This is a genomic window from Arsenicibacter rosenii (assembly GCF_001870735.1).
Classification (GTDB): Bacteria; Bacteroidota; Bacteroidia; order Cytophagales; family Spirosomataceae; genus Arsenicibacter; species Arsenicibacter rosenii.
In genome coordinates, this window is sequence record NZ_MORL01000001.1 from 800039 (window position 1) to 823988 (window position 23950).

Genomic DNA, 23950 nt, shown 5'->3' on the forward strand with positions numbered 1-23950 from the left:
ATACCCGTCCCGTAATCAGCATTTAATTCCCGACAAAGGTAACAGGCCGGGGCGTTTTTCCGGTGACCGGCACCGGTTAAAGCAAACGGGGAGTGCAGGCCCGATTACCTGCACTCCCCGTCCGGTGCTTCTGATACGGTACCTGACCGGCTACTTACTGCCCGAACCGACCGGGTTCAGGATCAGTTTATCCGCCGGCGCAGCGACAGTCACCGTAACCTGTTGCCGGCTACCGTCTTCTCCGTTAATCTGCAGGAGGTATTGGCCCGGCTGCACGATGTTCTGTGCCACCACCTGATATTGTCCGGATTCTCTGTACACGTTACTGAAGACATACCCTCCCGGCCCGGTGATAACAAATGAAATGCCCTGCGCCATAAAGGAGATGGCTGTTGTCGTCCCGCTCATCGGAACGGTTGCAGGATAGCTGATGGCTACGGCAGGCAGGCCTTTTTTCACCACAACAGTAGTCACAGCGGTACAGCCATCCGGCAGGGCATTCCCCGCTGTGATGGCGTAACTACCGGCCTCACTAACGGTAAAACTACCCGATCCGTTGCTGGTCAGCGTTCCGGGTCCCGATAGGGTGTAACTGGTCGCGCCGGTGGCATTCGCCGTAATCGTAACACGGGTTATGTCTTTGGTCAGTACGCCGCTGACCGACGCCAGCAAGGGGCCGACACTTCGTGGTTTTTCGCTGACAACGGCCGTTGCCGACGCCGTGCAACCGTTGGTGGCGCGAACCGTTAACGAATAAGTGCCCGGCAAACTAACCGGCAGATTAACGGCCGTCAGCGATAGCGGAGCCAATCCGGGGCCGTCAACGGTATAGGTCAGTGGGGCTGGTCCGGTCGCCGCTGCCATGAGGCTGGCCGATGCCGCGCAGGTTATTGTACCATTCGGCGCGAAGCTGGTGATTACTACCGGTGTGCTGCTGCCGGTAACCTGAATCGTTTGCTGGTTTGTGTTGCCGGTAATCAAATCCGTAACTGTAACCGAATATGGCCCGGCCAGCGTCACACTGGCGACACCCGTCGGCTGCTGCCCCGTAATTCCCGGCCCGCCAAACACAAAACTGACGCTGGTCGCCGTACTGCCTGCCGTCAGGGTAACGGCCGGTTGCTGACATGAGAGCAGGGCCCCGTTTGAGGCTGTCAGGCTCAGGCCGGGCGTAACCGTACTGCTGGTCACGTTCAGCGTCTGGCTCACCGGTGCGGCTGCTTCATACGTATCGTCTCCCGCCTGAGTGGCCGTTATGGTCGTTGAGCCGATCCCGACGATGCGTATTTTTCCGCTTACGATGGTAGCAACTCCGGTGTTGGAACTGACGTAGCTGACCGATAGCCCGGAACCGGCCGTTGCTGCCGGATCTACATCCGGATCGCCGGGCTGCCTGTCAGGCAAGGCACTGAATGCGATGGTCTGGGTACGTTTGGCCGCGATCAGAGCAATATCGTTGCCGTCGCCGCCCTGATAGCTGATCCGGAAGCGTACTCCCTCGACCTCCACCAGACTTCCTTCAGCCAGTCCGTCAAACGTACCCGCAACCGGTGTATTCGCCGTATTCTCCACCAGGATAAAAACCGTTCCTACTGCTACGGCCGACAAAGTACCGATGTGGCTGACCGTCAGTGAGGCCCCGCCGATTGCAACGCCGTTGGCGACAACCTTATCCGCTTTGCTCTGGCTGGTACTCAGTTCCGGCTGGTAGCCGGCCCCGGTCGTCAGATTCAGAGCACCGGCGACGGTAAAGGAGCCAATGCCGGTGCCTGGCAACAGCCTGCCCGAACCGCCAACCGTCACGGATGAAGCCGTACGGCCACTGCCCGTCAGGACCCCTCCTGTCACCGAAACCGGTCCGGCAAGGGCGCTGCTGACGACCAGCGTGCCGTTGTTGACACTGGTAACCCCCAGGTATTCATTCGTGCCGCTCAGGATCAGTTTGCCGTTGTTGACCGCCACCGACGAATAATAAGGCGTTCCCCCGATGACAGTCGTCCCGTTTTTCAGCGTACCGGATATGGTTTGTGTTCCGGTTCCGGTTTTTTCAATCACTACCCGTCCTTTATCCACGGTATCCGATGTCGGGCCTGAACTGACCGTCCCGTCAAACACGCCATCCTGGTTATCCGCCCCGACAGCGAGTGTAGCTACGCCGTTGGTGAGGTTGCTGCGGGAAAAGATAAACGCATCCGACGTACCATCGAGCGCCCCGACAGTCTGCTTATTGGCATACAGATTGGCTCCGTTGAAAATCAGGGCCGCCGTTGCGTCGGTTCCCATCGTCAGACGGATTGGCGGCAGCAACACATCATTAGCCTCGGTCAGGCTGTTGGTGGTGTTGTGCAGCTCAATAGCTCCCTGCGTCAGTTTAATTCCTCCCTGCATGGCGCTCCAGTCTATGGCCGCCTGAATGCGCAGGCCGGCATAAGACGAGCTTCCGCCGTAAATCGGGGTTGTGATATTCAGGCCCTGGGTTCCGGCAATTTTTAACGGAATCCGCGTGTTGTTGGTCGAATTGCCGAGAAAGAGCTTCCGGGAACCAGTGTTAATCATGTTGATCGCTGGCGTACCCGACAGTGTCTGAAACGTCAGCGTGCCTCCGTTCAGCCCGTTGGCCAGTGTCAGCTCCGAAGTGCCGTTGGCGGCGTAGGTCAGTGTACCGATGGTGATGGGCCCATCTAAGGCTACCCCGCCAATATTGCCAAACGACGTCGGGCCGAACGTAGCATTGGCTTGCGCACCGCCCGGAATCACCGATCCGCTCCAGTTCGCCGCCGTCGACCATTTCAGGAAGCGGTTCCCCGTCCCATTGGCAATGGAACTGGTTGCCGTAATGGCCGTCCCGCCCGGGCGCAGCGAAAGCTGAATCCGCGAACCACTAACCGCCACAACGTTATAGTTAGTATTGGCCGTAAACCCGCCCGGAACCGTGCCCGTCAGCCGCACCTGATCGCCGACCGTAAATGTTTGTCCGGGCCACGTCAGGTCTGCACTTCCGCTGGTTGACGAAAGGGTGCTGGTCACGATACCGGCCGTATTGGTCCAGGTACCATCCGTAACCCCGGGTATCTGATTGACGGTCAGCGTCTGCGAAACGATAGCAGCCGGACGGTACTGACTATCCCCCATCTGCTGGGCAATAATGACCGTTGATCCGGGCTTCAGCACGTGAAGTGTACCGTCGTCATTCACCGAAACAATTTGTGGATTGGTGCTGGAATAGACAACCGTCAGTCCGGAAGAGGCTGTGGCACCCGGCGCAAAATCAGCCGCGTTATAGTCTTTATTCGGGATGGCCGGAAAGGTAATGGTCTGGCTGTTTGGCCGCACCGGTTCGTCGAGAGAAGCCGTCAGTGTTCCGAAACCAAGCTGATCGTACCCGCCGCTGTTAGGGCCGAAATTACCGCCGCCGCCCTCTGGCCGGACGATCTGCGCAAAACGGGCAATGTGAGGTGCTGACAGCCCTTTCCGGTTCACATAATGGTTATACACCATTTCCCAGACCGGTCTCAGGTTTCCGCGCCCGTCTTCCGACACAATAGTCTGCACAACGCCAATGCAGTTTCTGTACGTCGTAAACGGCACCTCATAGCCAAGGTTATATTTCGCAATGTATTCGAAGCCTTTCAGCAGCCGGTTGTCGTCATAGCCATAGAGGTCATCGCCCTGGTTCCAGGCCATTTCGCAGAAGGTGCCGGCCAGTGCCACCCCCAGAACGGTATGTCCCTGATCGCGGCCACTTTCCTGCCACTGCCCGAGGCTACCGTAAAGCGCAGGCACAACATGTTTGATCGACCCCATGCCATTGCCGTTTTTAAAGTAATCGACAGCTTCATTGTAGATGTCGCGCCGGTCACACAAGACCCCGATGGCCAGCATCGAAGCCATGTTACACAAATCCCAGTTTGCCCAGTAGTTACTGATGCAGGCGCCGTTGTGATTCACCAGAAAATCGTGGTTTACCGGGTACCAGACGGTCAGCATCCAGTTCTGGAATTTTGTAAAATCCGTACTCGTCCAGCCGCCGTATGACCGCATGATTTCGGCCGCGTTGGCCAGCTGATACCCCTGAATACCAGCCAGCAGAAACCGGTCGGATGTACCGCTGATCGTAGTCATACCGGCGGCCCAGGCATTGAGGATCGCAATTGATTTGTCGGCGTAGGCATTATCTCCCGAAATTTTCCACCGGAGTGCGGTCTGGTAGGCGGCCGCGGCATCCCGGAAAAGTGATGCGTAATTTTCGGTATTTGTCCCGTCGAACCCGCGGTAAACGATGGCCGGAACAGGATTGGTGAAGTTACGGGTCAGCGACGAATTGGCATTGGCAACCAGCACATCCCAGCCCGCTTTCCATGGCTGGGCATTGGCAGCCACCTTGCTTTTCATCCGGTCGAAATCACTTTCCTTGTGTAACAGGCCCGGATGCACAAACGACTGAGCGTGTAGCTGTATCGTTACAGCCATTAACAATAATGTCAGGCATATAAGCTGCCGAAAGGCAATACCTCCCCTTACCCGGCCAACGGGTGAGAAATGTCGGATCATACGTATGGTTTAGACTATTTACGAAGGATAATAACAGATAATGAAGCACTTAACCGGTCGTTGCGCCCCTGTTATCCGGCAATGGCAATATGGCATTTACTAACGCTACCCTATAAACGCCGGCAAAATCCGTGCGCTATAACAGCTTGTCATCCGGCTTTACTGAAAAAGCCCGCTGATATAATTGTCTATAGAATCAATTGCGTTATTCCTGTTTTAAAGGGAAATAGTCAGCCATTCGCCCGCCATACTCTTATGGCTGCACTCTTTTTTTTTGCCTCCCGCCATTACGTTGTTTTTCAATCCTTTGTAAACAGAGAGCAAACTAAAGGCAAGCAAACAGGAGTTGTTCTGAATGTTGCCTGACCTGAGGCCGTATGCCCGCCAGAATGACCTGTTTTCACAACGGGGAGCAGCTGATACCTTCCTGAAGACGTTTTTAACCCGCCGATTCTTCTTTTGGCAGAAAGACTGTAAAAACGGCTCCTTTGCCGGGCATGCCGGTGGCCTTGATGATCCCGCCGTGATTAGCGACGACCCGCTGACAGGTAGCCAGACCAATGCCGGTGCCGGCGTACTGATTTTTCCCGTGCAGCCGCTGAAACATCTGGAAAATACGGTCCGCATTTTTTTCATCGAACCCGATGCCATTATCCGATACCTCAATGCAGTAGTATCCGGAAGCCGGCAACGGCATAGCTGCGGGCAGGGTTAAACCGGCGGCGCTGACTTCCCGGCACGTAATCCGGATTTCGGGCCTGATGTCTGTCCGGCGGAACTTCAGCGCGTTACTGATCAGATTCTGAAACAGCTGCCCGAACTGGAACCGGTCACCCCATACCTGCGGCAGCGGATCTGCATGCAGAACAGCATCGGTCTCCTGCAGCGTTAATTCCAGATTATCCAGCACGGCTCCGAGCACCTGGTTTAAAGAAACATGGGTTGCTGTTTCCTTACGGGAGGTCACCTTTGAATAGGTCAGTAAATCGCTGATCAGTCCTGACATACGAATGGCCGCAGCCTGCATCCGGTCAATAAATGTCACGCCATCGCCCAACTGAAATGCGTACCGGTCTTTCAGCAGATCGCCGAAGGATTTGATTTTCCGCAGCGGCTCCTGCAGGTCATGGCCCGCTACGTAGGCAAACTGCTCCAGATTCCGGTTTGACTCTCTGAGCTCCCGGATCAGGTTGTCTAACCGGACGGTCCGTTCGTTAACCTGCCGCTCCAGTTCCTGCTGAAGTTGCCGGTGCTCTGTTATGTCCTGCGCAATACCTTCCAGCCGCAGCGGTTTTCCGGCAGCGTCATAGATGACCTGGGCCTGTGCCCGGATAATGCGAATCTGACCGGTAAGGCGGTTAATAACCGGGTGCTCATTATCATACCGTCCGTTACTGCCGGGCTGCCAGGTAGCCTTCAGGGCAGCGGCCACAGTCTGGCGATAAGGTTCCGGCAAGGGGTTATACGCTTCATCAAGTGGCCTGGTCGCTTCCGAAAAGCCCAGCCAGTCCATAAACCGTTGCGAATAGCTGACAGTCCCCTCGTTGATTGCCAGCGTCCAGGTCGACAGTGCTGCCAGTTCAATCGCATCCTCAAGCGCCGACTGTGCCTGCCTGACCTGTTGGGTTGCCAGCGTTTCGGCCGTTACATTCTGAATAATACCGATAATTTTTGCCGGCTTATCGTCCTGATACAGTACCTGGCCGATACTCCTTAAATACAAAAAATCACCTGTCCCTGAGCCGTTTATGCGATAAATCACATCATGGCGGCACTGTTCTTTTGAGGCGAGTGACTGAGCAATGGTCTGTTCAACCATGGTCCGGTCCTGCGGGTGTATCCGGGCAAATGTATCTGCGTGCAGAGCGACATTGGCCGGCAGCCTGAACCAACCGGCCACGTTGTCGCTATACCGGGCCGTTGCCGTTTCCAGATCGACTTCAAATGTGCCAAGCTCTGCAATGGTCAGTGCATTCTGGAGAAACGTGGTTTGCCGGCCCAGTTCACTGCGTTTAAACCGCATACGGATGGTTTCGGCAGTAACATCCTGCATAATCCCACCCAGCAGCGGACTGTCGTCTACGGATCGCGGCTGACCGCTCATCATATCAATTTGGCTTACGACAATGTGCAGTGCATTGTCGTCTACGGATCGCGGCTGACCGCTCATACGCAGCCACCGGTACTGCCCGTCTGTTAGCTGACGGGTCCTGAATGTGTACTCAAGCCGTTTGGCTGAAGCCGATAACAAAACGGCATCAATGGCTTCCCGGAGAAGCGGGTAATCCTGCGGATCAATAAAGTGCATTAGTTCCGTAAAACCAAACCACCCTGTTAACTGACACCCCGTTAATGCCCGGCTCGTGTCATCGAGAAAGAGCATACTGCTTTTCGGTGCCAGCGACCAGATGCCGATACCGGCGGCATCCATGGCCTCAGCGGCAGTAAAAGACGGAGGATTTGTCAGATTATGCATAAAAACGAAAGGCCTGTGCCGGAAACCGAAGGTACTGCACTGAAAAGGCCTGTGATACCGGATTCATCGTAAAGTTATTTACAGGCCATGGCAGAGCGGGGCGGTGGCGGGCAGATTTGAGCCTCCCCGGCAGTTATTGCCTGAACAATGATGTGTTGGGCAGGTCCGTCTTCCGGTTCGTCAAACCGGATGGTACGTATGGAAAAACCACATCTTACCAACCAGACTTCATCGAAATGAGCTGGTCGGCAGGACATGGTTTCCGGAGTAATTTCTGAATTGTATCGCTACCCTTTATGGAGGGTTATTCCTGGCTGGCATCAACATCCACCGACGATTCTGCCAGTTCCGTCAGCAATTCGTCGGTCTTTTTCTCCTCAGACAATGTCTGATTCAACAAAACCGCCGCCTCGTCCAGACCCAGCTGACTGGCCAGGGTCCGCAGCGTGCCATAGGAGGCGATTTCATAATGTTCTACTTTTTGTGCAGCCGAAATCAGAGCCACATCACGGGTACTAGTCCCGGCATCGGTATCGTCCAGCAGTTCTTTGGCCTCCTTGACAAGCCCGTCCATAGCCAGGCATTTCTTCGTGGTCACTTTTTCACCAATAACCGAAAAAACCTGCTCAAGCCGCTGTACGTGCCCTTCGGTTTCTTCGAGATGTTTTTCAAAGGCAGCCTTCAGTTCTTCTGAAGTGGCCCCTTTTGCCAGTTTCGGCAGGTTTTTGACCAGATACTTTTCTGCCCAGAGAATATCCTGTAATTCATTTACAAAAAGCTCCCGCAGTGCGGAATCAGGGTGTTTTGCTTGTTTCGTCGCCATAATAAATCGGGTTTGACTTTGTGTTAGACACAAAGCCATTAAGACTTCAGATCCGGTGCTTGTTTACGGTCGGGGACAGTAAATGAGCTTTTGGTAACCAAAACGCCTATTTTTTAAACTTTACTGCTTACTTTCCTCCGAATCCTTTCCTCCGATAGCCTTTGTCTCCGGTTGCCCATTCGGATGCTCTCTGATACGGGAAAAGCGTTTGATCCGGCGGGAAAAGCGGTGGCGAAGCCGCCTATGACGCTGGTTTTATACCTTCCGAAGTAGGAACCGGCCATTTTTTGGTTTTACCTACCGGAAATCGATTCTTTTCACCTGTTTGCCAGTCCGATGAGCCCATCCATACTCGTAGTCGGTTGTTTTGACACAAAAGGCGATGTATTCGCCTACCTGCGGCAGTGCCTGCTCGACAGCGGGGAGCAGGTCTGCATGATCAATACCGGCGTCATGGGGACCACCACCCTCTTTCCCGTTGATGTTGAAGCCGATGTTGTTGCCGCTCAGGTCAATGAAAGCCTTACCGCCCTGCGGGAAGAGGGAGACCGCGGACGTGCTATCGGGATCATGAGTCAGGGCGTTGCGGTGCTGGTCAGGCAGCTGGTGGCCGCCAATCAGGTGAAAGCTATTGTAGGGATGGGCGGTGGCGGCGGCACCTTTATCGCCTTATCCGCCATGCAATCCGTTCCCTTCGGTATCCCCAAGCTGTGTCTGAGTACCCTGGCGGCGAAAGATGTTTCGGCCCAGACCGGCAGCAAAGACATTACACTGATGACTTCGGTGGTGGATGTGGCGGGCCTCAACAGCATCAGTATGACCCTCATTGCCCAGGCGGCGGCCGGTATCTGTGCCATGGCGGCGGTTACCCTCACCAATAAAACACAGTACAAGGGCCGGATCGCTATCAGTATGTTCGGCAATACCACGCCCTGCGTCAATCGGTGTACGGAGCTGCTGCAACAGCAAGGGTATGAAGTCTTTGCCTTCCATGCCAATGGCACCGGCGGCAGTACCATGGAAAGCCTGATTGCCGACGGCTTTTTCGATGCGGTGCTGGATATTACGACGACCGAACTGGCCGACGAGTTGTGCGGAGGCATCTGTAGTGCCGGACCCGACCGCCTGAAAGCTGCCACGGCGCTGGGCATTCCGCAGATTATCGTGCCCGGTTGTCTGGATATGGTTAACTTCGGGGCACCCGATACCGTACCGGCCCGTTACCGGGACCGGTTACTTTACAGCTGGTCGCCGGTTGTAACGCTGATGCGGACCAACGAAGCCGAGAATGAAATCCTTGGCCGGCAACTGGCCGAAACCCTGAATCAATCGGCCGGACCGGTGACCATCCTGTTGCCGGGCGGCGGGCTTTCCCAGCTGGATGCCAGGGGCGGGCTTTTTTATCAGCCATTGGTCAACCAGATACTGTTTAATTCGATAGAAACCCATGCGTCGGACAGGGTGCAGCTTATCCGTTCCGACGCCAATATAAACGATGCGGCGTTCGCAGCCCTGCTTGTCGACTGCTTTACAGCCATGGAGCAGCAACGAACCACATAATCCTAATTATCACGAAAAACGTATATTGTTATGCCAAATCCCTGGACCGGAAAAGGAAATCCGTATACCAAACAGGAAGTTAAAGACCGATTACAGGCAACGCTGGACCAGCAAAAAGCCATTATTGCAGCCGGGGCCGGTTCCGGCATCAGTGCGAAATTCATTGAAAAAGGCGGAGCCGACTTATTGATCATCTATAACTCGGGACGCTTCAGAATGTCGGGGCACGGGTCAACGGCGGGGTTGATGGCCTACGGAGATGCCAATGCCATTGCGATGGAAATCGGTGAATTTGACGTGTTGCCGGTTGTGGAGGAAATTCCCGTTATCTGTGGCGTTCACGGATCGGATCCGCGTCGCCGGATGTGGCATCACCTGCTCAAAGTCAAAGATATGGGCTTTTCCGGCGTCAACAACTTTCCGACCCACTCAATTGTAGACGGCCATTTCCGGCAGGTGCTCGAAGAAACCGGAATGAGCTTTGATAAGGAAGTCGAGATGATCCGGATTGCCAACAAAATGGATCTCTTTACCATTGTGTACGTCGCCACACCCGACGACGCCCGTAAAATGGCCGATGCCGGCGCCGATGCCATTATTGCGCACGTCGGTACTACCGTAGGCGGTTCGATCGGCGTGGTTGATGCCAGCTGCACCATGGACGACGCCGTCAGCCGGACCCGGGCCATCATCGATGCGGCCAAAGACATTAAGCCGGATAGTTTCTTCCTGGCCCATGGCGGTCCGATCAATACGCCCGAAGACGTACAAATCATTCTGGAGCAAACCACCGCCCACGGCTTTGTCGGGGCCTCGTCTCTCGAACGGATGGGGGTCGAAAAATCCCTGACCGATCTGACCAAATCGTTTAAAAGCCTCTCGTTTTCGGCTAAATAGTGGCCGGCTAACCCGGATTCGCTGTCCGGAGACCCAACCGTCTGCGGACAGCGAATCCGTAAAAATCAGCACGGCCTGAAGAAACTTTGCCCGATACCGTTATATTTGGACGAAAATAACGTCCGATGAATCATTCTGTACGCTCAGGCTGCCCGCGTTTTCTGCTGCTCATTTGCGGCCTGCTTCTATCGGCCATTACGGACCTGTCTGCCCAGGAACTCAGAATTGCCGTTGCCGCCAATGCACAGTTTGTGATGGAAACCCTGCGTGATGCGTTTCAGAAGCAAACCGGCATATCGGTTACGCCCATTGTGAGTTCGTCCGGCAAGCTAACGACGCAAATTCAGCAGGGCGCGCCTTATGACCTCTTTCTTTCGGCCGATACCGACTATCCTGAAACGTTGTTTAAAGCCGGCCTGACTACCGGAACGCCGTTCATTTATGCCTATGGCTCGCTGGTACTCTGGGCACCGGACAAACCTCAGCTCAAACGCCTGCACCAGCTAACGGCCCGATCGGTCCGCCACATTGCTATTGCCAACCCCGCGACAGCACCCTATGGCCAGGCCGCCGTATCCCTGTTGAAGTACCATAAGCTCTGGGACGCGCTTCAGCCTAAGATGGTTTACGGGGAAAGCATTGCGCAGGTAAATCAGTATATCACCTCCGGTGCCGCCGAAGCCGGTTTTACGGCCAAGTCGGTGGTGATGGCTCCCAATGCCAAAGGATACTGGATGGATGTACCGCCCCCCGGTTATGCCCCCATCGCACAGGGGGTAGTGATCCTCAAGCGCACACAATCGCTCAAAGCTGCCCGACAATTCATTCAGTTTTTGCGTAGCTCAACCGGCCGCCGTATTTTGCAGCAATACGGCTACCGTTTTTCAGCCTCCTAACTTTCGTTTGCATGCATACCCCCATTGACTGGGAACCTATCCGGGTAACGTTCTGGCTTACGCTCCGGCTGGCTGGCATCACCACCCTGCTCCTGTTACTGACCGGCATTCCGCTGGCCGGCTGGCTGGCAATCAGCCGGTTCCGGCTAAAACCAGCGATTGAGGCCCTGATCAGCCTGCCGATTGTTCTTCCCCCATCCGTCGTCGGCTTTTACCTTCTGCTGGCTTTCAGTCCGACGAGTGCCTTTGGCAACTGGCTGTTGCAGACGTTTGATATCCAGCTGGTTTTCTCATTCAACGGGCTCGTCATTGCGTCGTTGCTATACAGCCTGCCCTTTATGGTGCATCCGATCCAGGCCGGTCTGGAGAACCTGCCGGTTTCGTGGCGGGAAGCCGCCTATACCCTTGGTCAGTCGCCGGTAAAAACGGTCTGGAAGGTATTACTACCCAACTGCAAACCCGCTATCCTGACCGGTGTTGTTCTGTCGTTTGCCCACACCATCGGCGAGTTCGGGCTGGTGCTGATGATCGGCGGTAACCTGCCGGGACAGACGCGGGTGGCTTCCATCGCCATCTACGACGAAGTAGAGCAGCTGCATTTTGAGACAGCCCATGCTTATGCCGGGTTATTGCTCGGCCTTTCCTTTGCCATTCTCGTGCTGGTTTACAGCATCAACAAACGGGTTACGATATGATTGATGTTCAGCTGACCTATCCCCGCCTGTTTTCTGAAGGAGCCGGTATGCTGGCCATCAAGCTGCAGGTGCCCGAAAAACAGTTGGTAGCCGTTGTCGGGGCATCCGGTTCGGGCAAAACCACCCTGCTCCGGTTGTTGGCAGGACTCGAAAAACCGCAGTCGGGCGCCATCACGGTACAGGGTCAGACCTGGCTGGATACCGCCGCCCGGATCAGTCTGCCGCCGCAGAAGCGGTCTATCGGGTTTGTTTTTCAGGATTCGGCCCTTTTCCCGAATATGACGGTGCTGGAAAATATCCGCTTTGCTGCTGCCGGCTCCCCCCTGATCAGCTCCCTTATCGAATCGGTTGGCCTTCAGCCTTTTATACACCAGAAGCCGGATAAGCTGTCCGGTGGTCAGCGGCAGCGGGTAGCCCTCGCCCGGGCACTGGTCCGCCGCCCGCAGGTGCTGCTGCTCGACGAACCATTTGCCGCCCTTGACGAATCGTCGGGTGCCGAATTACGACAGACCCTCCTCCATCTGCATCAGGCATGGGGTACCACCACCTTACTGGTCAGCCATCATGCCGATGATGTCCGGACGCTGGCCGACCGGGTCATCCGGCTGGAATACGGAAAAATCATCAGTGATGTGCCCGTACCCTTGAAAACGGCGAGTCAGGAGATTATCCGCACTCTGACGTTCGACCATGATACGCAGACGTGGGTGATCGGGACAGACACGACACTACTGCGGTCCTCCAATCCGGTATGGGGGCAGTACAAGCCCGGGGATGTGTTTCCGCTTCCTGCCTGAAATCGTTTACCCGAACAGCTGTTCGTACTGGTCCGGTTTAAAGCCAAGGGCAATAATCCGGCCGTCCTGTTCGATCAGTGGCCGGCGGATCACCGATGGTTTGTCGATCATCAGTTGAATAGCCCCTTCCTGTGTGGTTGGTTTTTCGGCGTCCGGCAATTTTTTCCAGGTTGTTCCGGCCCGGTTTATGAGCTCTTCCCACGGTTTCTGCGTCAGCCAATGACCAATGGTAGCGCGGTCGATGCCTTGCTTTTTGTAGTCGTGAAACTGATAATCGATACCTTGAGCGGCCAGCCAGGTCCGTGCTTTCTTCACTGTATCACAATTCGGTATTGCAAATAAGGTCTTCATGCGTTTCTGTTTTTTGACAGGATTTCAGGATGGGGCAAAAATACGCGCCATACGGTTAAATTCCCGCCCTTCCGGCCTTATCATTCCGTTAACCCTGATCATACATGAAAAAGTTGCTTTGCTGCATTCCCGTTATTGCCCTGCTTTTTGCCTTTACCCACCCCGACATGACCTGGCTGGCCCTGGGCGACTCTATCACCTACCTCAACGATCACGCCGACGAAACCGGCAACCGTGTTCAGAAAGGCTACCTCACCCGCGTAACGGACAAGCTGCCGTATGTGCACTACGTCAACAAAGGCTACAATGGCTGGACGGTTATCCGTATTGCCGAATCCATCGACAAACTGGGCCTGACCAAAGCCGATGTATATTCGGTTTTTCTGGGAACAAACGACTGGTGGGGTGGCAAGCCACTGGGCCGGTTTACAGATTACGCACAGAAAACCGGCAACGGGACCGTCTACGGCGCTTACCGGACCATTATTGATAAGCTCAGGTCCCTGAATCCGGCCGCCCCGATTCTGCTGATCACACCCATGCAGCGCGTCGATTTTGTGTATATCAACAATCCGAAAAACAACGCTTATGGCTCCTACAAGGCCAAAAACGGGCAGACGCTCGAACAGGTTGCCGCCGCCGTTGATTCAATTGGCAAACACGAGCACCTGCCGGTCATTGACCTGTACCACCTCAAATCGCTCAGCCACAAAAAACTGGTCCGGTTTAAGCGGCTGAAGGATCCGGAAACCGGTCAGTACAAAAACGTCCGCTATCCGGCGTTCATTGACATTCCGTTTGACCCCGCCACCGACGAATACCCGTATCCGGTGGAGTCTATCGGCGCCACCTATGACGGGCTCCACCCGTCCGATAAGGGCAATGAAATTATCAGCAGGGAGGTCGTCAGGGTGATGAAGCGGTTTTAAGGCACTTCCCTGCCTCATCACCAACGCCGCGACAAAGAAATCCAGCAGTATTCCCTGTGAAACAATCAATATGAACATCCTGACAGCCGGTGATTTAAAAACTCATTTTTCAGACGCCTTAAAAGCTGTTCAGAACGGGAAAGAGATTCCCATTACGTATGGCAAAAAAAGAGATTGTGGCATATTTAGTGTAAAAGCAGCCGGGAAAGCCTAAAAAACGCCAGTTAGTTCATTGGGCAGACAAAGGAGTCGACAGATTACTTATCCACCATGCGATGACATTACAGTTAACATTCATTTCCGGCGATGAGGCGGTAAAACTTTACCAACCTGAAGGTCTCCGGGTATTCTGGTAAAATGGCAGCATTCAGGCCCAAAAAGCCTCATCATATCCTATCCGAATCAGGTTCTCCGGTCGCCCTCAAATCATTAACAGCGATAAAAGCAGAACGGGGTGCTCCGCTTTCATCGCTGTTAAATCTATATTAACTCTATAACAATCAAGCCATTAAACCCTCCATCAACCGGTAAACCTACATCTCTTTACATCCGGTAGGCCGACTGACGTTCGACCATCCAGCCCGGATACTGTTTCGGCAGCGGGCTGACTTCGTCTATTTTCTGAAGGTCTCCGGCCGTTAACTGCACCTTTACCGATTGCAGGTTGTCGGTCAGCTGGGCCGTGCTTTTGGCTCCGATGATGGTACTGGTTACGCCCGGCTGCTGACGTACCCAGGCCAGCGCAACCTGCGCTACGGTTACCTCATGCGCGGCCGCAATACCGCTGAACACGTCCACCAGATCATAGGCTTTTTCCTTATCAATCGGCGGAAAATCAAACGACTCGCGGCGGGAACCGGCCGATGAGCCTTCACGGGTGAATTTACCCGACAGAAAGCCGCCCGCCAGCGGACTCCACGGGAAAATGGCCAGTTTATGGTGTTTTGCCATCGGTACCAGTTCATGCTCAATATCGCGCGAGACGGCGGAGTAATAATACTGCAGACCGATGAAAGGCTGCCAGCCGTTGCGTTTTGCGATTTCCTGCGCCGTGGCGACCATCCAGGCCGGCCAGTTACAGATGGCGATGTAGCGCACCTTGCCACTGGCAACGATGTCGTTCAGGGAATGCACAATCTGCTCAATGGACGTAACCGGATCAACCCCGTGTACATACAGGATATCGATATACTCCATTTGCAGGCGCTTCAGGCTGGCTTCGACCGAGTTAAAGATGTGGTACCGCGAGAGACCGGCGCTGTTCGGGCGGGGATCCATGCGGCCCAGCACTTTGGTAGCAATCACCACCTGATCGCGCGGAATACCAAGATCAATCAGGGACTGCCCCAGCAACTGCTCCGACTGACCGAAGGAATACACATTGGCGGTATCGATAAAATTAATGCCCGCTTCCACGGCCGTTTTAATGATGTCGTTGACCTCCTGCTGCTGCAGTTTGCCGATGCTCTCCCACATACCGGCATTCTGTCCGCCGAATGTCATTGTACCCAGACATAATTCTGAAACCACGAGTCCGGTTTCTCCTACATAGTTATAGTTCATCGTTGGTTTGTTTATGTATCCGCTAAACACGGTTTATGGTCTGCTCAGTTCAGCCGGGCAGGGCCTTACGCTCATGTTTGTAAAACCAGTATTTCAGTCCTTCGGCCGATATGGCATACGCACCGACGATTCCCGGGATGACCCCGTACAGATGCAACGGCAAGGGCTTAAACCCAAAAGCCTGAGCAACCGGTGTCACGGGCAACACCAACACAAGCCCCACGATAAAAACCGTTGCCAGTACCAGCCACTTGCCGGGTCTGGCGCGGTAAAATACACGCCGCGTACGGACCACCAGCACAATGACAGACGCCGACAGGACGGATTCGACGAACCATCCGGTCTGAAAATGAGCCTCATCCGTCCGGAATACATACAGCAGCAAAAAGAAGCTGATGTAATCAAACACCGAACTTAACAGTCCGAACGTCAGCATAAACCGCCGGATAAACCGAAGGTCCCAGTTGGTTGGCTTATCGATCGTATCCGGTTCTACATTATCGGAGCTGATTACCATTTGCGGCAAATCGGTCAGCAGGTTTGTCAGCAAAATCTGGGTAGGCAACAGGGGCAGGAAAGGCAGAAACAGGGATGCTCCTGCCATGCTGAACATGTTGCCGAAGTTAGCGCTCGTAGCCATAAAAATGTACTTCATCGTGTTGGCAAAGGTGCGGCGGCCCTCGCGGACGCCGTCGATCAGCACATTCAGGTTTTGCTGCAGCAACACAATATCGGCCGATTCCTTAGCGACATCGACCGCCGTATCGACCGAAATGCCGACGTCGGCAGCATGCAGGGCACTGGCGTCATTAATGCCGTCGCCTATATACCCCACCACAAAACCGGCCTGTTGCAGGGCCCGGATCAGACTTTCTTTCTGATTCGGCTCTACCTCGGCAAACACGCTGGTGTGTCTCACCTTATGCCGCAGCGCCTCCGGACTCAGTTGCCGGATCATACTGCCCGTCAGCACTTCGGGGGTATGAATACCCATACGCGCGGCCGCACTCGCCGCAACCAGCGCATTATCTCCCGTAATCATTTTGAGCTGGATGCCCAACCCCGACAATTCATTCAGCGTTTGCTGAATACCGGCTTTGGGCGGGTCAAAGAGCGTAATTAAGCCCAGAAAGGTCATTCCTGCTTCATCCGGCTTATCGATTTCCGGCTTTCCCGAAATGATTTTTGTGGCAATGCCCAACGTACGGAATCCCTGGCTACTCAACTGATGATAGAGCGCATCGATTTGTGCCTGAACGTCGGCAATGGGCACCAGACGACCCGAACCGTTATCGGCGTTTACACAAATACTGAGGATTTGTTGCACCGCTCCTTTGGTACTCATCACGTACTGCCCATCCAGTTCTGTCAGAATCGTCAGCCGCTTGCGGATAAAATCATAGGGAATTTCATCCAGCCGGGGATAGCCTGCTACATCGGTAGCATCAGCCGACAGAATCGCTTCGTCGATCGGATTCCGGAATCCCTGCTGGAGCTGAGCGTTGATTTTTGCCAGAAGCTGTGCTTTCGGAAAGACCTGTCCGTTGATAGCCATAATCCGGTCGACCTTAACGTTGCCTTCGGTCAGCGTACCGGTTTTATCCGAACACAGGATATTCATGCTCCCGATGTTTTCAATGGCCGAAAGGCGCTTAATGATCACCTGTTGTCGGGCCATCCGCCCCGCCCCTTTCGACAGGTTGATGCTGATAATGGCCGGCAGCAGCTGCGGGGTTAGCCCGACCGCGATGGCCAGCGAAAACATAAAGGCATTGAGCGCCGGTTTATGCAGACCGACATTCACAGCAAAAATCAGCATGACCAGTACCAGCGTGATCTGCATCAGCATATATCCGAAATGGCGGACACCCCGCTCGAAGCCGGTTTCGGGCGGGGCAGCACTGATCCGGTTAGCGATATGGCCCAGTTCCGTCTGGATACCGGTATGGACCACAACCGCCTTCCCGCTCCCGCTTACTACATGGGAGCCCATAAAGAGCGCATTCTGCCGCCTGGCAATGGGGGTATCAGCCGGGGTTATACCAGGCAGTTTATCAACCGGATATGTTTCGCCGGTTAATGTGGCTTCGTTTACATATAGTTCGTTGGCGTCCAGCAGATAACAGTCGGCCGGAATCAGATCCCCGGCCCGCAACTGAATAATATCCCCCGGCACGAGCTGTTCCGTCGGGAGACTGACGGGCTGACCATCCCGGAAGACCAATGCCTTGACCGTCACAATCGACAACAGGTCCTGCATGGCATCGGAAGCGCCTTTTTCCTGCCAGAAACCGAGCAGACCACTGACGAGGATAATGATAAAAATGATGATAGCATCAGTCGTATCTCCCAGAAACGCCGACAGCACAGCGGCAGCGAGCAGAATAATAGACACCGGCCCTTTGAACTGGCTCAGTAGTAAACCGATGCAGGAGGATTTTCGGGTAGTCTGTAGCTGATTTACCCCCGAAGTCCGGCGAATTTGTTCTGCCTGCGGGGTTGACAGACCAGCCGCTGTGGTAGTCAGCCGGCGGAGAAGATCCTGCGGATCGGCGGACCAGAATGCATCCACGTCTTCGACGGTGCCTGCGGAACGGGAACTATCCATAGCATGGCAAGATGAATTGACAACACGAATTCAGGTTGCACCGGCAAGTTATGGATTTATACGGGGTATCCGTAAAATGATGCCAAAAGAAAAGCCCCTGAACTGGTTCAGGGGCTTTGGGCAGTGACCGATACGGGAATCGAACCCGTGTTACCGCCGTGAAAGGGCGATGTCCTAACCGCTAGACGAATCGGCCAAATATGGATGGGGTTTCTGAATCTGGTTTGCGCGAACCCCGGCATGCAAACCTGAGTGACCGATACGGGAATCGAACCCGTGTTACCGCCGTGAAAGGGCGATGTCCTAACCGCTAGACGAATCGGCCAAATATGGGTGGGGTTTCTGAATCTGGTTTGCGCGAACCCCGGCATGCAAACCTGAGTGACCGATACGGGAATCGAACCCGTGTTACCGCCGTGAAAGGGCGATGTCCTAACCGCTAGACGAATCGGCCAAATATGGGTGGGGTTTCTGAATCTGGTTTGCGCGAACCCCGGCATGCAAACCTGAGTGACCGATACGGGAATCGAACCCGTGTTACCGCCGTGAAAGGGCGATGTCCTAACCGCTAGACGAATCGGCCAAATATGGGTGGGGTTTCTGAATCTGGTTTGCGCGAACCCCGGCATGCAAACCTGAGTGACCGATACGGGAATCGAACCCGTGTTACCGCCGTGAAAGGGCGATGTCCTAACCGCTAGACGAATCGGCCAAATATGGGTGGGGTTTCTGAATCTGGTTTGCGCGAACCCCGGCATGCAAACCTGAGTGACCGATACGGGAATCGAACCCGTGTTACCGCCGTGAAAGGGCGATGTCCTAACCGCTAGACGAATCGGCCAAATATGGGTGGGGTTTCTGAATCCGGCTTAGATGAACCCCGGCATCTAGGCTGTCGAGTCAGCATTTTTGGCTGCTTTCTCGTAAATCGGTCCGCAAAAGTACGGCGATATCTTTAAAATGCAAATACAAGGACCAAAATTTTCGTGAAAAATAATTTCCACCCGTTTTTACTACTATTTTTACCCTTCGCTAACTTTCAACGAATAACCGTTTCATGAAACACTTCTCATGGCTGGCCGGGCTGCTCTTTCTGAGCCTCACTACGCTGGCACAAACCACCGTTATCACGCCTGAACAGTTTTTAGGCTACCGCATCGGCCAACGGTACACCCCGCACCACCGCGTACTGGCGTATGCCGAACAAATTGCCCGCCAGGCCCCCAACCGTGTTAAATTACTGCCGTACGGGACCACTTATGAGGGTCGCCCGCTGATGGCCGTGGCTGTAGCCAGCGAAGCCAACATGGCCAAACTGGAAGAAATCCGGACCGATAACCTGAAACGCATTGGTATGCTCGACGGAAAACCGGTGAATGCATCCGGACCGGCCATTGCCTGGCTGAGCTACAACGTGCATGGCAACGAAGCCGTCAGTTCAGAAGCGTTTATGGACGTTCTGTATGGACTGGTCAGCGGTACCCACCCGATTGCCGGTAAAGTGGCAACCAATGCCGTGGTGATTCTCGACGCCGACCTGAACCCCGATGGCCACGACCGGTATGTAAACTGGTTTAACCAGATGCTGGGCGCAACGCCGAACCCGATCCCGTTTGCCCGTGAACACAACGAACCATGGCCGGGCGGTCGCTACACCCATTACTACTTCGACCCCAACCGAGACTGGGCGTGGCAAACGCAGGAAATCACCCGGCAGCGCATGGCATTTTACCAGCAATGGATGCCACAACTGCACGGCGACTTCCACGAAATGGGCGTTGAAAGCCCTTACTATTTTGCTCCGTCGGCCAAACCGTACCACGAAGACATTACCGGTTTCCAGCGGCAGATGCAGCAGGTCATCGGTCAGTATTGCAGCCGTTACTTCGACCGAAACAACTGGCTGTATTACACCCGCGAACGGTTTGATTTGTTCTATCCAAGCTACGGTGATACCTGGCCGACCTACAACGGTGCCATCGGTATGACCTACGAACAGGGGGGTAACAGCCGCTCGGGTCTGGCTATCGAAAAAATGGACGGCGATACGCTTACCCTCCGCCAACGGATCGACCACCACGTTGCGGCCAGCTTTGCCACCCTGGAGGCCGCGGCTGACAAATCGGCCGATCTGGTGAAAGAGTTTACCAGCTTTTTCGAAAAGTCGCAGACAAACCCGGTTGGCCCGTATAAAACCTATGTCATTAAAAGTTCGGGGGATCAGGGCCGTATCCGTGCCCTGCGTAAACTACTCGACCTTAACGGTATCCGCTACGGCATGGCAGGGAAAGCGTCGGCGGCTCCGGCCTTTAACTACATGACCCAGCAGAACGACAAATCGGTGTCGATCAGCGCCGAAGACCTGGTAATCAGTGCCTATCAGCCGAAATCAACGCTGCTGAAAATCCTGTTTGAGCCTAAGTCGATGCTGGAAGATTCGGTTACGTACGACATCACGGCCTGGTCGCTGCCGTATGCCTATGGCCTGCAAACCTATGGCGTCACGACACGTCTGAACCCGGTAGCTTATCAGGAGCCGCAACCAGCCGCCACCCCGGCCGGCAAACCATATGCCTACCTGGCCTCGTGGGAATCGCTGCAATCGGTTAAGTTTCTGGCCACGTTGCTGAACCAGAAAGTACGTGTCCGCTCGGCCGAAAAACCGTTTGAACTGGATGGTAAAACCTACAGCGCCGGTACACTGCTGATCACCCGCGCCGGTAACGAACGCCTCGGCGACCGTTTTGATGCGCTGGTGCAGGAAACCGCCAAATCGGCGGGCATCAGCCTGACAGCGGCCGGGACGGGTTTTGTCACAAAAGGCTCTGACTTTGGCTCTGACTTTGTGATGGTCCTGAAAGCGCCGCGCGTCGGGCTGGTTATCGGCGAAGGCACAACCGCCACCTCATCGGGTGAGGTCTGGCATTATTTCGATCAAGAACTGGGTTACCCGGTAACGCTGATCAATCCCAATGATCTCGGCGGCATTCAGTGGAACCGCCTGGATGTACTGGTGCTGCCAACCGGGTCGGGCTATGGCCGCATCCTGAATGAGCGCACCCTGAATGCCATGAAAGACTGGATCCGGGCGGGTGGCAAGCTGATTGCGATCGAACGCGCCGCCGATGCACTGGCCGGCAAGGCTGATTTTGACCTCAAAACAAAACCAGAAAAAGAGGAGAGTCCGAAAGCAAAAGATAAAAAATCGGCTACCGACTCGCTGAAAACCTATGCCAGCCGCGAGCGCGATGCGATCGTCGACGAGTCGCCGGGCAGCATTTACCGCATAACACTCGACACTACCCATCCGCTGGCCTTCGGTCTGTCGGGCGGGTATTACGCGCTCGTGCAGGACACCCATAATTTTGATTTCCTGAAAGATGGCTGGAATGTCGGCTACCTGAAAGAAAACAATTATGTGGCTGGTTTCTCCGGTAAAAACGCGAAGGAAAAACTGAAGAACACCCTCTCGATGGGCGTGCAGCAACTGGGTCGCGGCAGTATCGTGTATCTGGCCGATAACCCGCTGTTCCGTGGTTTCTGGTATAACGGAAAACTGCTCTTCGGCAACGCCGTATTTATGGTTGGTAATTAGCCTTATCAACGTCCTGTCAACTCACCGGGAGGTTACAACTCCCGGTGAGTTTTGTTTTTCGCCAAACAAAAAAAGCCGGAAATTCCGGCTTTTTTTAGTAGTTAGTTGGTAATAAAAATTGTGAGGAACGTTTCTCACAAGGGATTCGGACTACATATATTTCAGGTCGTTATTCAATTTTAACTTGATGACACCGATCCCGTTCAGGAATTTCAGGAACGGATACGTCGGGTCAAATTCATGCCAGCGGAAGCCGCCGAAGTTGGCCCGCCCGCCAAACTTATGGTGGTTGTTATGGTACGATTCGCCCATCATCAGAAAGTCGAACGGCAGGAGATTTTTAGCCGTATCGTCTACCTTAAAATTCGTGTACCCATAGCGATGGGCATACCAGTTGATGATGGCCCCGTGAACCGGCCCCATCAGGAAATGAAACGGCAGCAGCAGGAACATCCACCAGGCGGTTGCGAAGTAGATATAAAACAGCACATAGGCCGTTCCCCACGCAATCCGGACCATCCAGCGATCGCCCAGCCACTCCATAAACTCCCAGTTTGGTACCCCTTTCTTAAACTTAGGGTCGATATGATCGCGGTTATGGACGATATCGTTGTAAAAGCCTTTGGTCTTCCACATCATATCAAACAGGTTATCCGAATAATCCGGCGAATGCGGGTCTTTTTCGGTGTCGGCATAGGCATGATGTAACCGGTGCATGATCCCGTATGCCCGCGGGCTCAGAAACGACGAGCCCTGTGAAATAAACGTTACGACGTAAAAAAACTTCTCCCAACCCTTACTCATGGTAAACATCTGATGGGCTGCATACCGATGCAGAAAGAAGGTTTGCATAAACACCGACAGGTACCAGTGCAGGAGAAAAAAACAAAGAATAATCATGTTAACCGGGAATAAACGCTAAAAAATCTGCTGCGAAACTACAGTCCGGATCCGGCCTGCGTTATGACCGCTGTCATAGCGGATGAATTAATGTTTCGGCCAGGAAACGGCGTATCTGCTGACGGAAACGCTGGTAATTGGCATCGAAATCGTCCATTTTTTCCTGTAGGTACCGCTGGTCTTTCCGCGTTTCCTGATCCATCCGTTCCTGATTCCGGATGGCCACCACCATCTCTACGTCCACGTCGTGCATTTCGTGCAGGATTTCCGGCACCAGCCGTTTATAATGGTCAATTTCATCGGCTAACCGGGCGCTTTGCCGGGCCGCCTGCGGATTATTGACCGCATCCAGCATATCGCGGTAAACGCCGAGTTGCTGCTCGGCCGTCCGGAGCTCGCTTTGCCAGATCCGGTGCAGCAGGTGATAATCACTGATTTGCTGACTTACGACAGTTTTCATAGTTGTATGGGTTAGACCACAGCCAGCACCGGAATATCCGATTGCCGCGCCATGCGTTGGGTGTTACTTTCGGTAAAGAGTTGTTCAAACCAGCCATGCGCCTGTGGCAGCATCACCAGCATATCGGTTTTGTGTTCGTCGATGAACCGCTGCAGATTTTCGGTCAGTTGTTCTCCTTGTATCAGGCTCATGGTATGCGGAACAAACCGGAACAGCTCCCGGATATGTTCGGCTGCCTTCCGGAGTGCCGGATCATCGGGATTTCCGGTAATACACACCATGTCCACGGCGGCCTCAAAAGCCAGCGCAAAGCGGGCAACGCTGTCGAGGGCCACGGCATCAACCGTTTTGGTCAGATCGAGGGCCAGCGTCAGCTGCCTGATATGCAGGGTTGAAATGGTTGGCGGCACCAGCAACATCGGCACGGTGGTTCTGGCGATCATGGCCGTTGTGAGGCTACCAAACAAGCGGGCGGCCTGCGGAGCGTCGCCGGCCGTACTCATCACCAGCACATCCGGCTTATAGTCGTTCACCATCTCCTGCAACACGTCGAGTGTCAGACCTTCGCGGGCCACTACCTCCGCCATAACCTTTGTATTCGACGACTTAGCCAGTTTCCGGCGCAGCCTTGCCAGATTACGCATCGCCTCCAGCCGCTGGAGCTCAGGGTTCAGATTACCTTTTACCGGAAAATCGGTTTTGAAAAGCCAGGGCTGGTAGGCATGAAAAAGCACCAGCCGCGCATTGAGCTGTACGGCCATCTGCATGGCGATCATTGAGGCATTTTCTGAGGCCTCCGAAAAGTCAGTAGCAAAAAGAATAGTTTTCATGGGGCACAGGGCATTTGGT

General features: G+C 54.3%; 17 protein-coding genes and 6 tRNA genes. 8 read left to right on the forward strand and 15 right to left on the reverse strand.

The window, feature by feature from the left end; translation table 11 throughout:
- Positions 1-150: 150 nt before the first annotated feature.
- The 3 genes from BLX24_RS03005 to BLX24_RS03015 all read right to left on the reverse strand — a co-directional run bounded on the left by BLX24_RS03005 (position 151) and on the right by BLX24_RS03015 (position 7850).
- Positions 151-4551 (reverse strand): alginate lyase family protein, encoded by a 4401-nt coding sequence (locus tag BLX24_RS03005; RefSeq protein WP_177225761.1) that lies wholly within the window; start codon positions 4549-4551, stop codon positions 151-153.
- A 439-nt stretch (positions 4552-4990) separates the two neighbouring features.
- A complete protein-coding gene (locus tag BLX24_RS03010; RefSeq protein ID WP_083421758.1) occupies positions 4991-7027 on the reverse strand; it encodes a PAS domain-containing sensor histidine kinase in 2037 nt (678 codons plus the stop codon).
- A gap of 304 nt (positions 7028-7331) precedes the next feature.
- Positions 7332-7850 carry a YciE/YciF ferroxidase family protein gene (locus BLX24_RS03015; RefSeq protein WP_218160669.1) on the reverse strand — a complete coding sequence of 173 codons (519 nt, stop codon included), beginning with the start codon at positions 7848-7850 and terminating at the stop codon, positions 7332-7334.
- Positions 7851-8186: 336 nt separating this feature from the next.
- Between BLX24_RS03015 and BLX24_RS03020 the strand changes: the two genes are divergently transcribed.
- The 5 genes from BLX24_RS03020 (at position 8187) to BLX24_RS03040 (ending at position 12695) form a co-directional block, all read left to right on the forward strand.
- Positions 8187-9410, forward strand: a complete 1224-nt coding sequence (locus tag BLX24_RS03020) for a Tm-1-like ATP-binding domain-containing protein (RefSeq protein ID WP_071501564.1) — start codon at positions 8187-8189, stop codon at positions 9408-9410.
- Between the two features lie 30 nt (positions 9411-9440).
- Positions 9441-10307, forward strand: a complete 867-nt coding sequence (locus BLX24_RS03025; RefSeq protein ID WP_071501565.1) for a phosphoenolpyruvate hydrolase family protein — start codon at positions 9441-9443, stop codon at positions 10305-10307.
- A 125-nt stretch (positions 10308-10432) separates the two neighbouring features.
- On the forward strand, positions 10433-11203 hold the full coding sequence (modA, locus tag BLX24_RS03030) for a molybdate ABC transporter substrate-binding protein (RefSeq protein WP_071501566.1): 771 nt from the start codon (positions 10433-10435) through the stop codon (positions 11201-11203).
- Positions 11204-11214: 11 nt separating this feature from the next.
- Positions 11215-11898 (forward strand): molybdate ABC transporter permease subunit, encoded by a 684-nt coding sequence (modB, locus tag BLX24_RS03035; RefSeq protein ID WP_071501567.1) that lies wholly within the window; start codon positions 11215-11217, stop codon positions 11896-11898.
- Positions 11895-12695, forward strand: coding sequence for a sulfate/molybdate ABC transporter ATP-binding protein (locus BLX24_RS03040; RefSeq protein WP_071501568.1), 801 nt, complete (start codon positions 11895-11897; stop codon positions 12693-12695). Before modB ends, BLX24_RS03040 begins: the two co-directional genes overlap by 4 nt.
- 6 nt (positions 12696-12701) lie before the next feature.
- Here BLX24_RS03040 and BLX24_RS03045 read toward each other — a convergent pair whose 3' ends face one another.
- Positions 12702-13046, reverse strand: a complete 345-nt coding sequence (locus BLX24_RS03045; protein ID WP_071501569.1) for an ArsC family reductase — start codon at positions 13044-13046, stop codon at positions 12702-12704.
- 104 nt (positions 13047-13150) lie between these two features.
- On the opposite strand from BLX24_RS03045, the gene BLX24_RS03050 reads away from it, so the two are divergent.
- Both BLX24_RS03050 and BLX24_RS32560 read left to right on the forward strand, forming a co-directional pair.
- Positions 13151-13975 carry an SGNH/GDSL hydrolase family protein gene (locus tag BLX24_RS03050; protein WP_071501570.1) on the forward strand — a complete coding sequence of 275 codons (825 nt, stop codon included), beginning with the start codon at positions 13151-13153 and terminating at the stop codon, positions 13973-13975.
- Positions 13976-14045: 70 nt separating this feature from the next.
- The gene (locus BLX24_RS32560) at positions 14046-14189 is read left to right on the forward strand and encodes a hypothetical protein (protein ID WP_177225762.1); all 144 of its coding nucleotides are present in this window, start codon (positions 14046-14048) and stop codon (positions 14187-14189) included.
- A gap of 329 nt (positions 14190-14518) precedes the next feature.
- Here BLX24_RS32560 and BLX24_RS03055 read toward each other — a convergent pair whose 3' ends face one another.
- The 8 genes from BLX24_RS03055 to BLX24_RS03090 all read right to left on the reverse strand — a co-directional run bounded on the left by BLX24_RS03055 (position 14519) and on the right by BLX24_RS03090 (position 18987).
- Entirely contained in the window at positions 14519-15538 is a 1020-nt protein-coding gene (locus BLX24_RS03055) for an aldo/keto reductase (protein WP_071501571.1), read from the reverse strand.
- Between the two features lie 49 nt (positions 15539-15587).
- Complete coding sequence (gene mgtA, locus BLX24_RS03060; protein ID WP_071501572.1) at positions 15588-18146, reverse strand: magnesium-translocating P-type ATPase; 2559 nt, start codon at positions 18144-18146, stop codon at positions 15588-15590.
- 124 nt (positions 18147-18270) lie between these two features.
- Positions 18271-18342 (reverse strand) — tRNA-Glu (locus tag BLX24_RS03065).
- Positions 18343-18399: 57 nt separating this feature from the next.
- Positions 18400-18471: transfer RNA gene (locus BLX24_RS03070), tRNA-Glu, on the reverse strand.
- A 57-nt stretch (positions 18472-18528) separates the two neighbouring features.
- Positions 18529-18600, reverse strand: a tRNA-Glu gene (locus BLX24_RS03075).
- A gap of 57 nt (positions 18601-18657) precedes the next feature.
- Positions 18658-18729 (reverse strand) — tRNA-Glu (locus BLX24_RS03080).
- A 57-nt stretch (positions 18730-18786) separates the two neighbouring features.
- Positions 18787-18858 (reverse strand) — tRNA-Glu (locus BLX24_RS03085).
- Between the two features lie 57 nt (positions 18859-18915).
- Positions 18916-18987, reverse strand: a tRNA-Glu gene (locus BLX24_RS03090).
- Between the two features lie 216 nt (positions 18988-19203).
- Here BLX24_RS03090 and BLX24_RS03095 point away from each other — a divergent pair.
- A complete protein-coding gene (locus BLX24_RS03095) occupies positions 19204-21741 on the forward strand; it encodes a M14 family zinc carboxypeptidase (RefSeq protein ID WP_071501573.1) in 2538 nt (845 codons plus the stop codon).
- A gap of 150 nt (positions 21742-21891) precedes the next feature.
- Here BLX24_RS03095 and BLX24_RS03100 read toward each other — a convergent pair whose 3' ends face one another.
- The 3 genes from BLX24_RS03100 to BLX24_RS03110 all read right to left on the reverse strand — a co-directional run bounded on the left by BLX24_RS03100 (position 21892) and on the right by BLX24_RS03110 (position 23931).
- Positions 21892-22641 carry an acyl-CoA desaturase gene (locus BLX24_RS03100; RefSeq protein ID WP_071501574.1) on the reverse strand — a complete coding sequence of 250 codons (750 nt, stop codon included), beginning with the start codon at positions 22639-22641 and terminating at the stop codon, positions 21892-21894.
- A 73-nt stretch (positions 22642-22714) separates the two neighbouring features.
- On the reverse strand, positions 22715-23101 hold the full coding sequence (locus BLX24_RS03105; protein WP_071501575.1) for a hypothetical protein: 387 nt from the start codon (positions 23099-23101) through the stop codon (positions 22715-22717).
- Positions 23102-23112: 11 nt separating this feature from the next.
- Complete coding sequence (locus BLX24_RS03110) at positions 23113-23931, reverse strand: universal stress protein (protein WP_071501576.1); 819 nt, start codon at positions 23929-23931, stop codon at positions 23113-23115.
- Positions 23932-23950 lie beyond the last annotated feature (19 nt).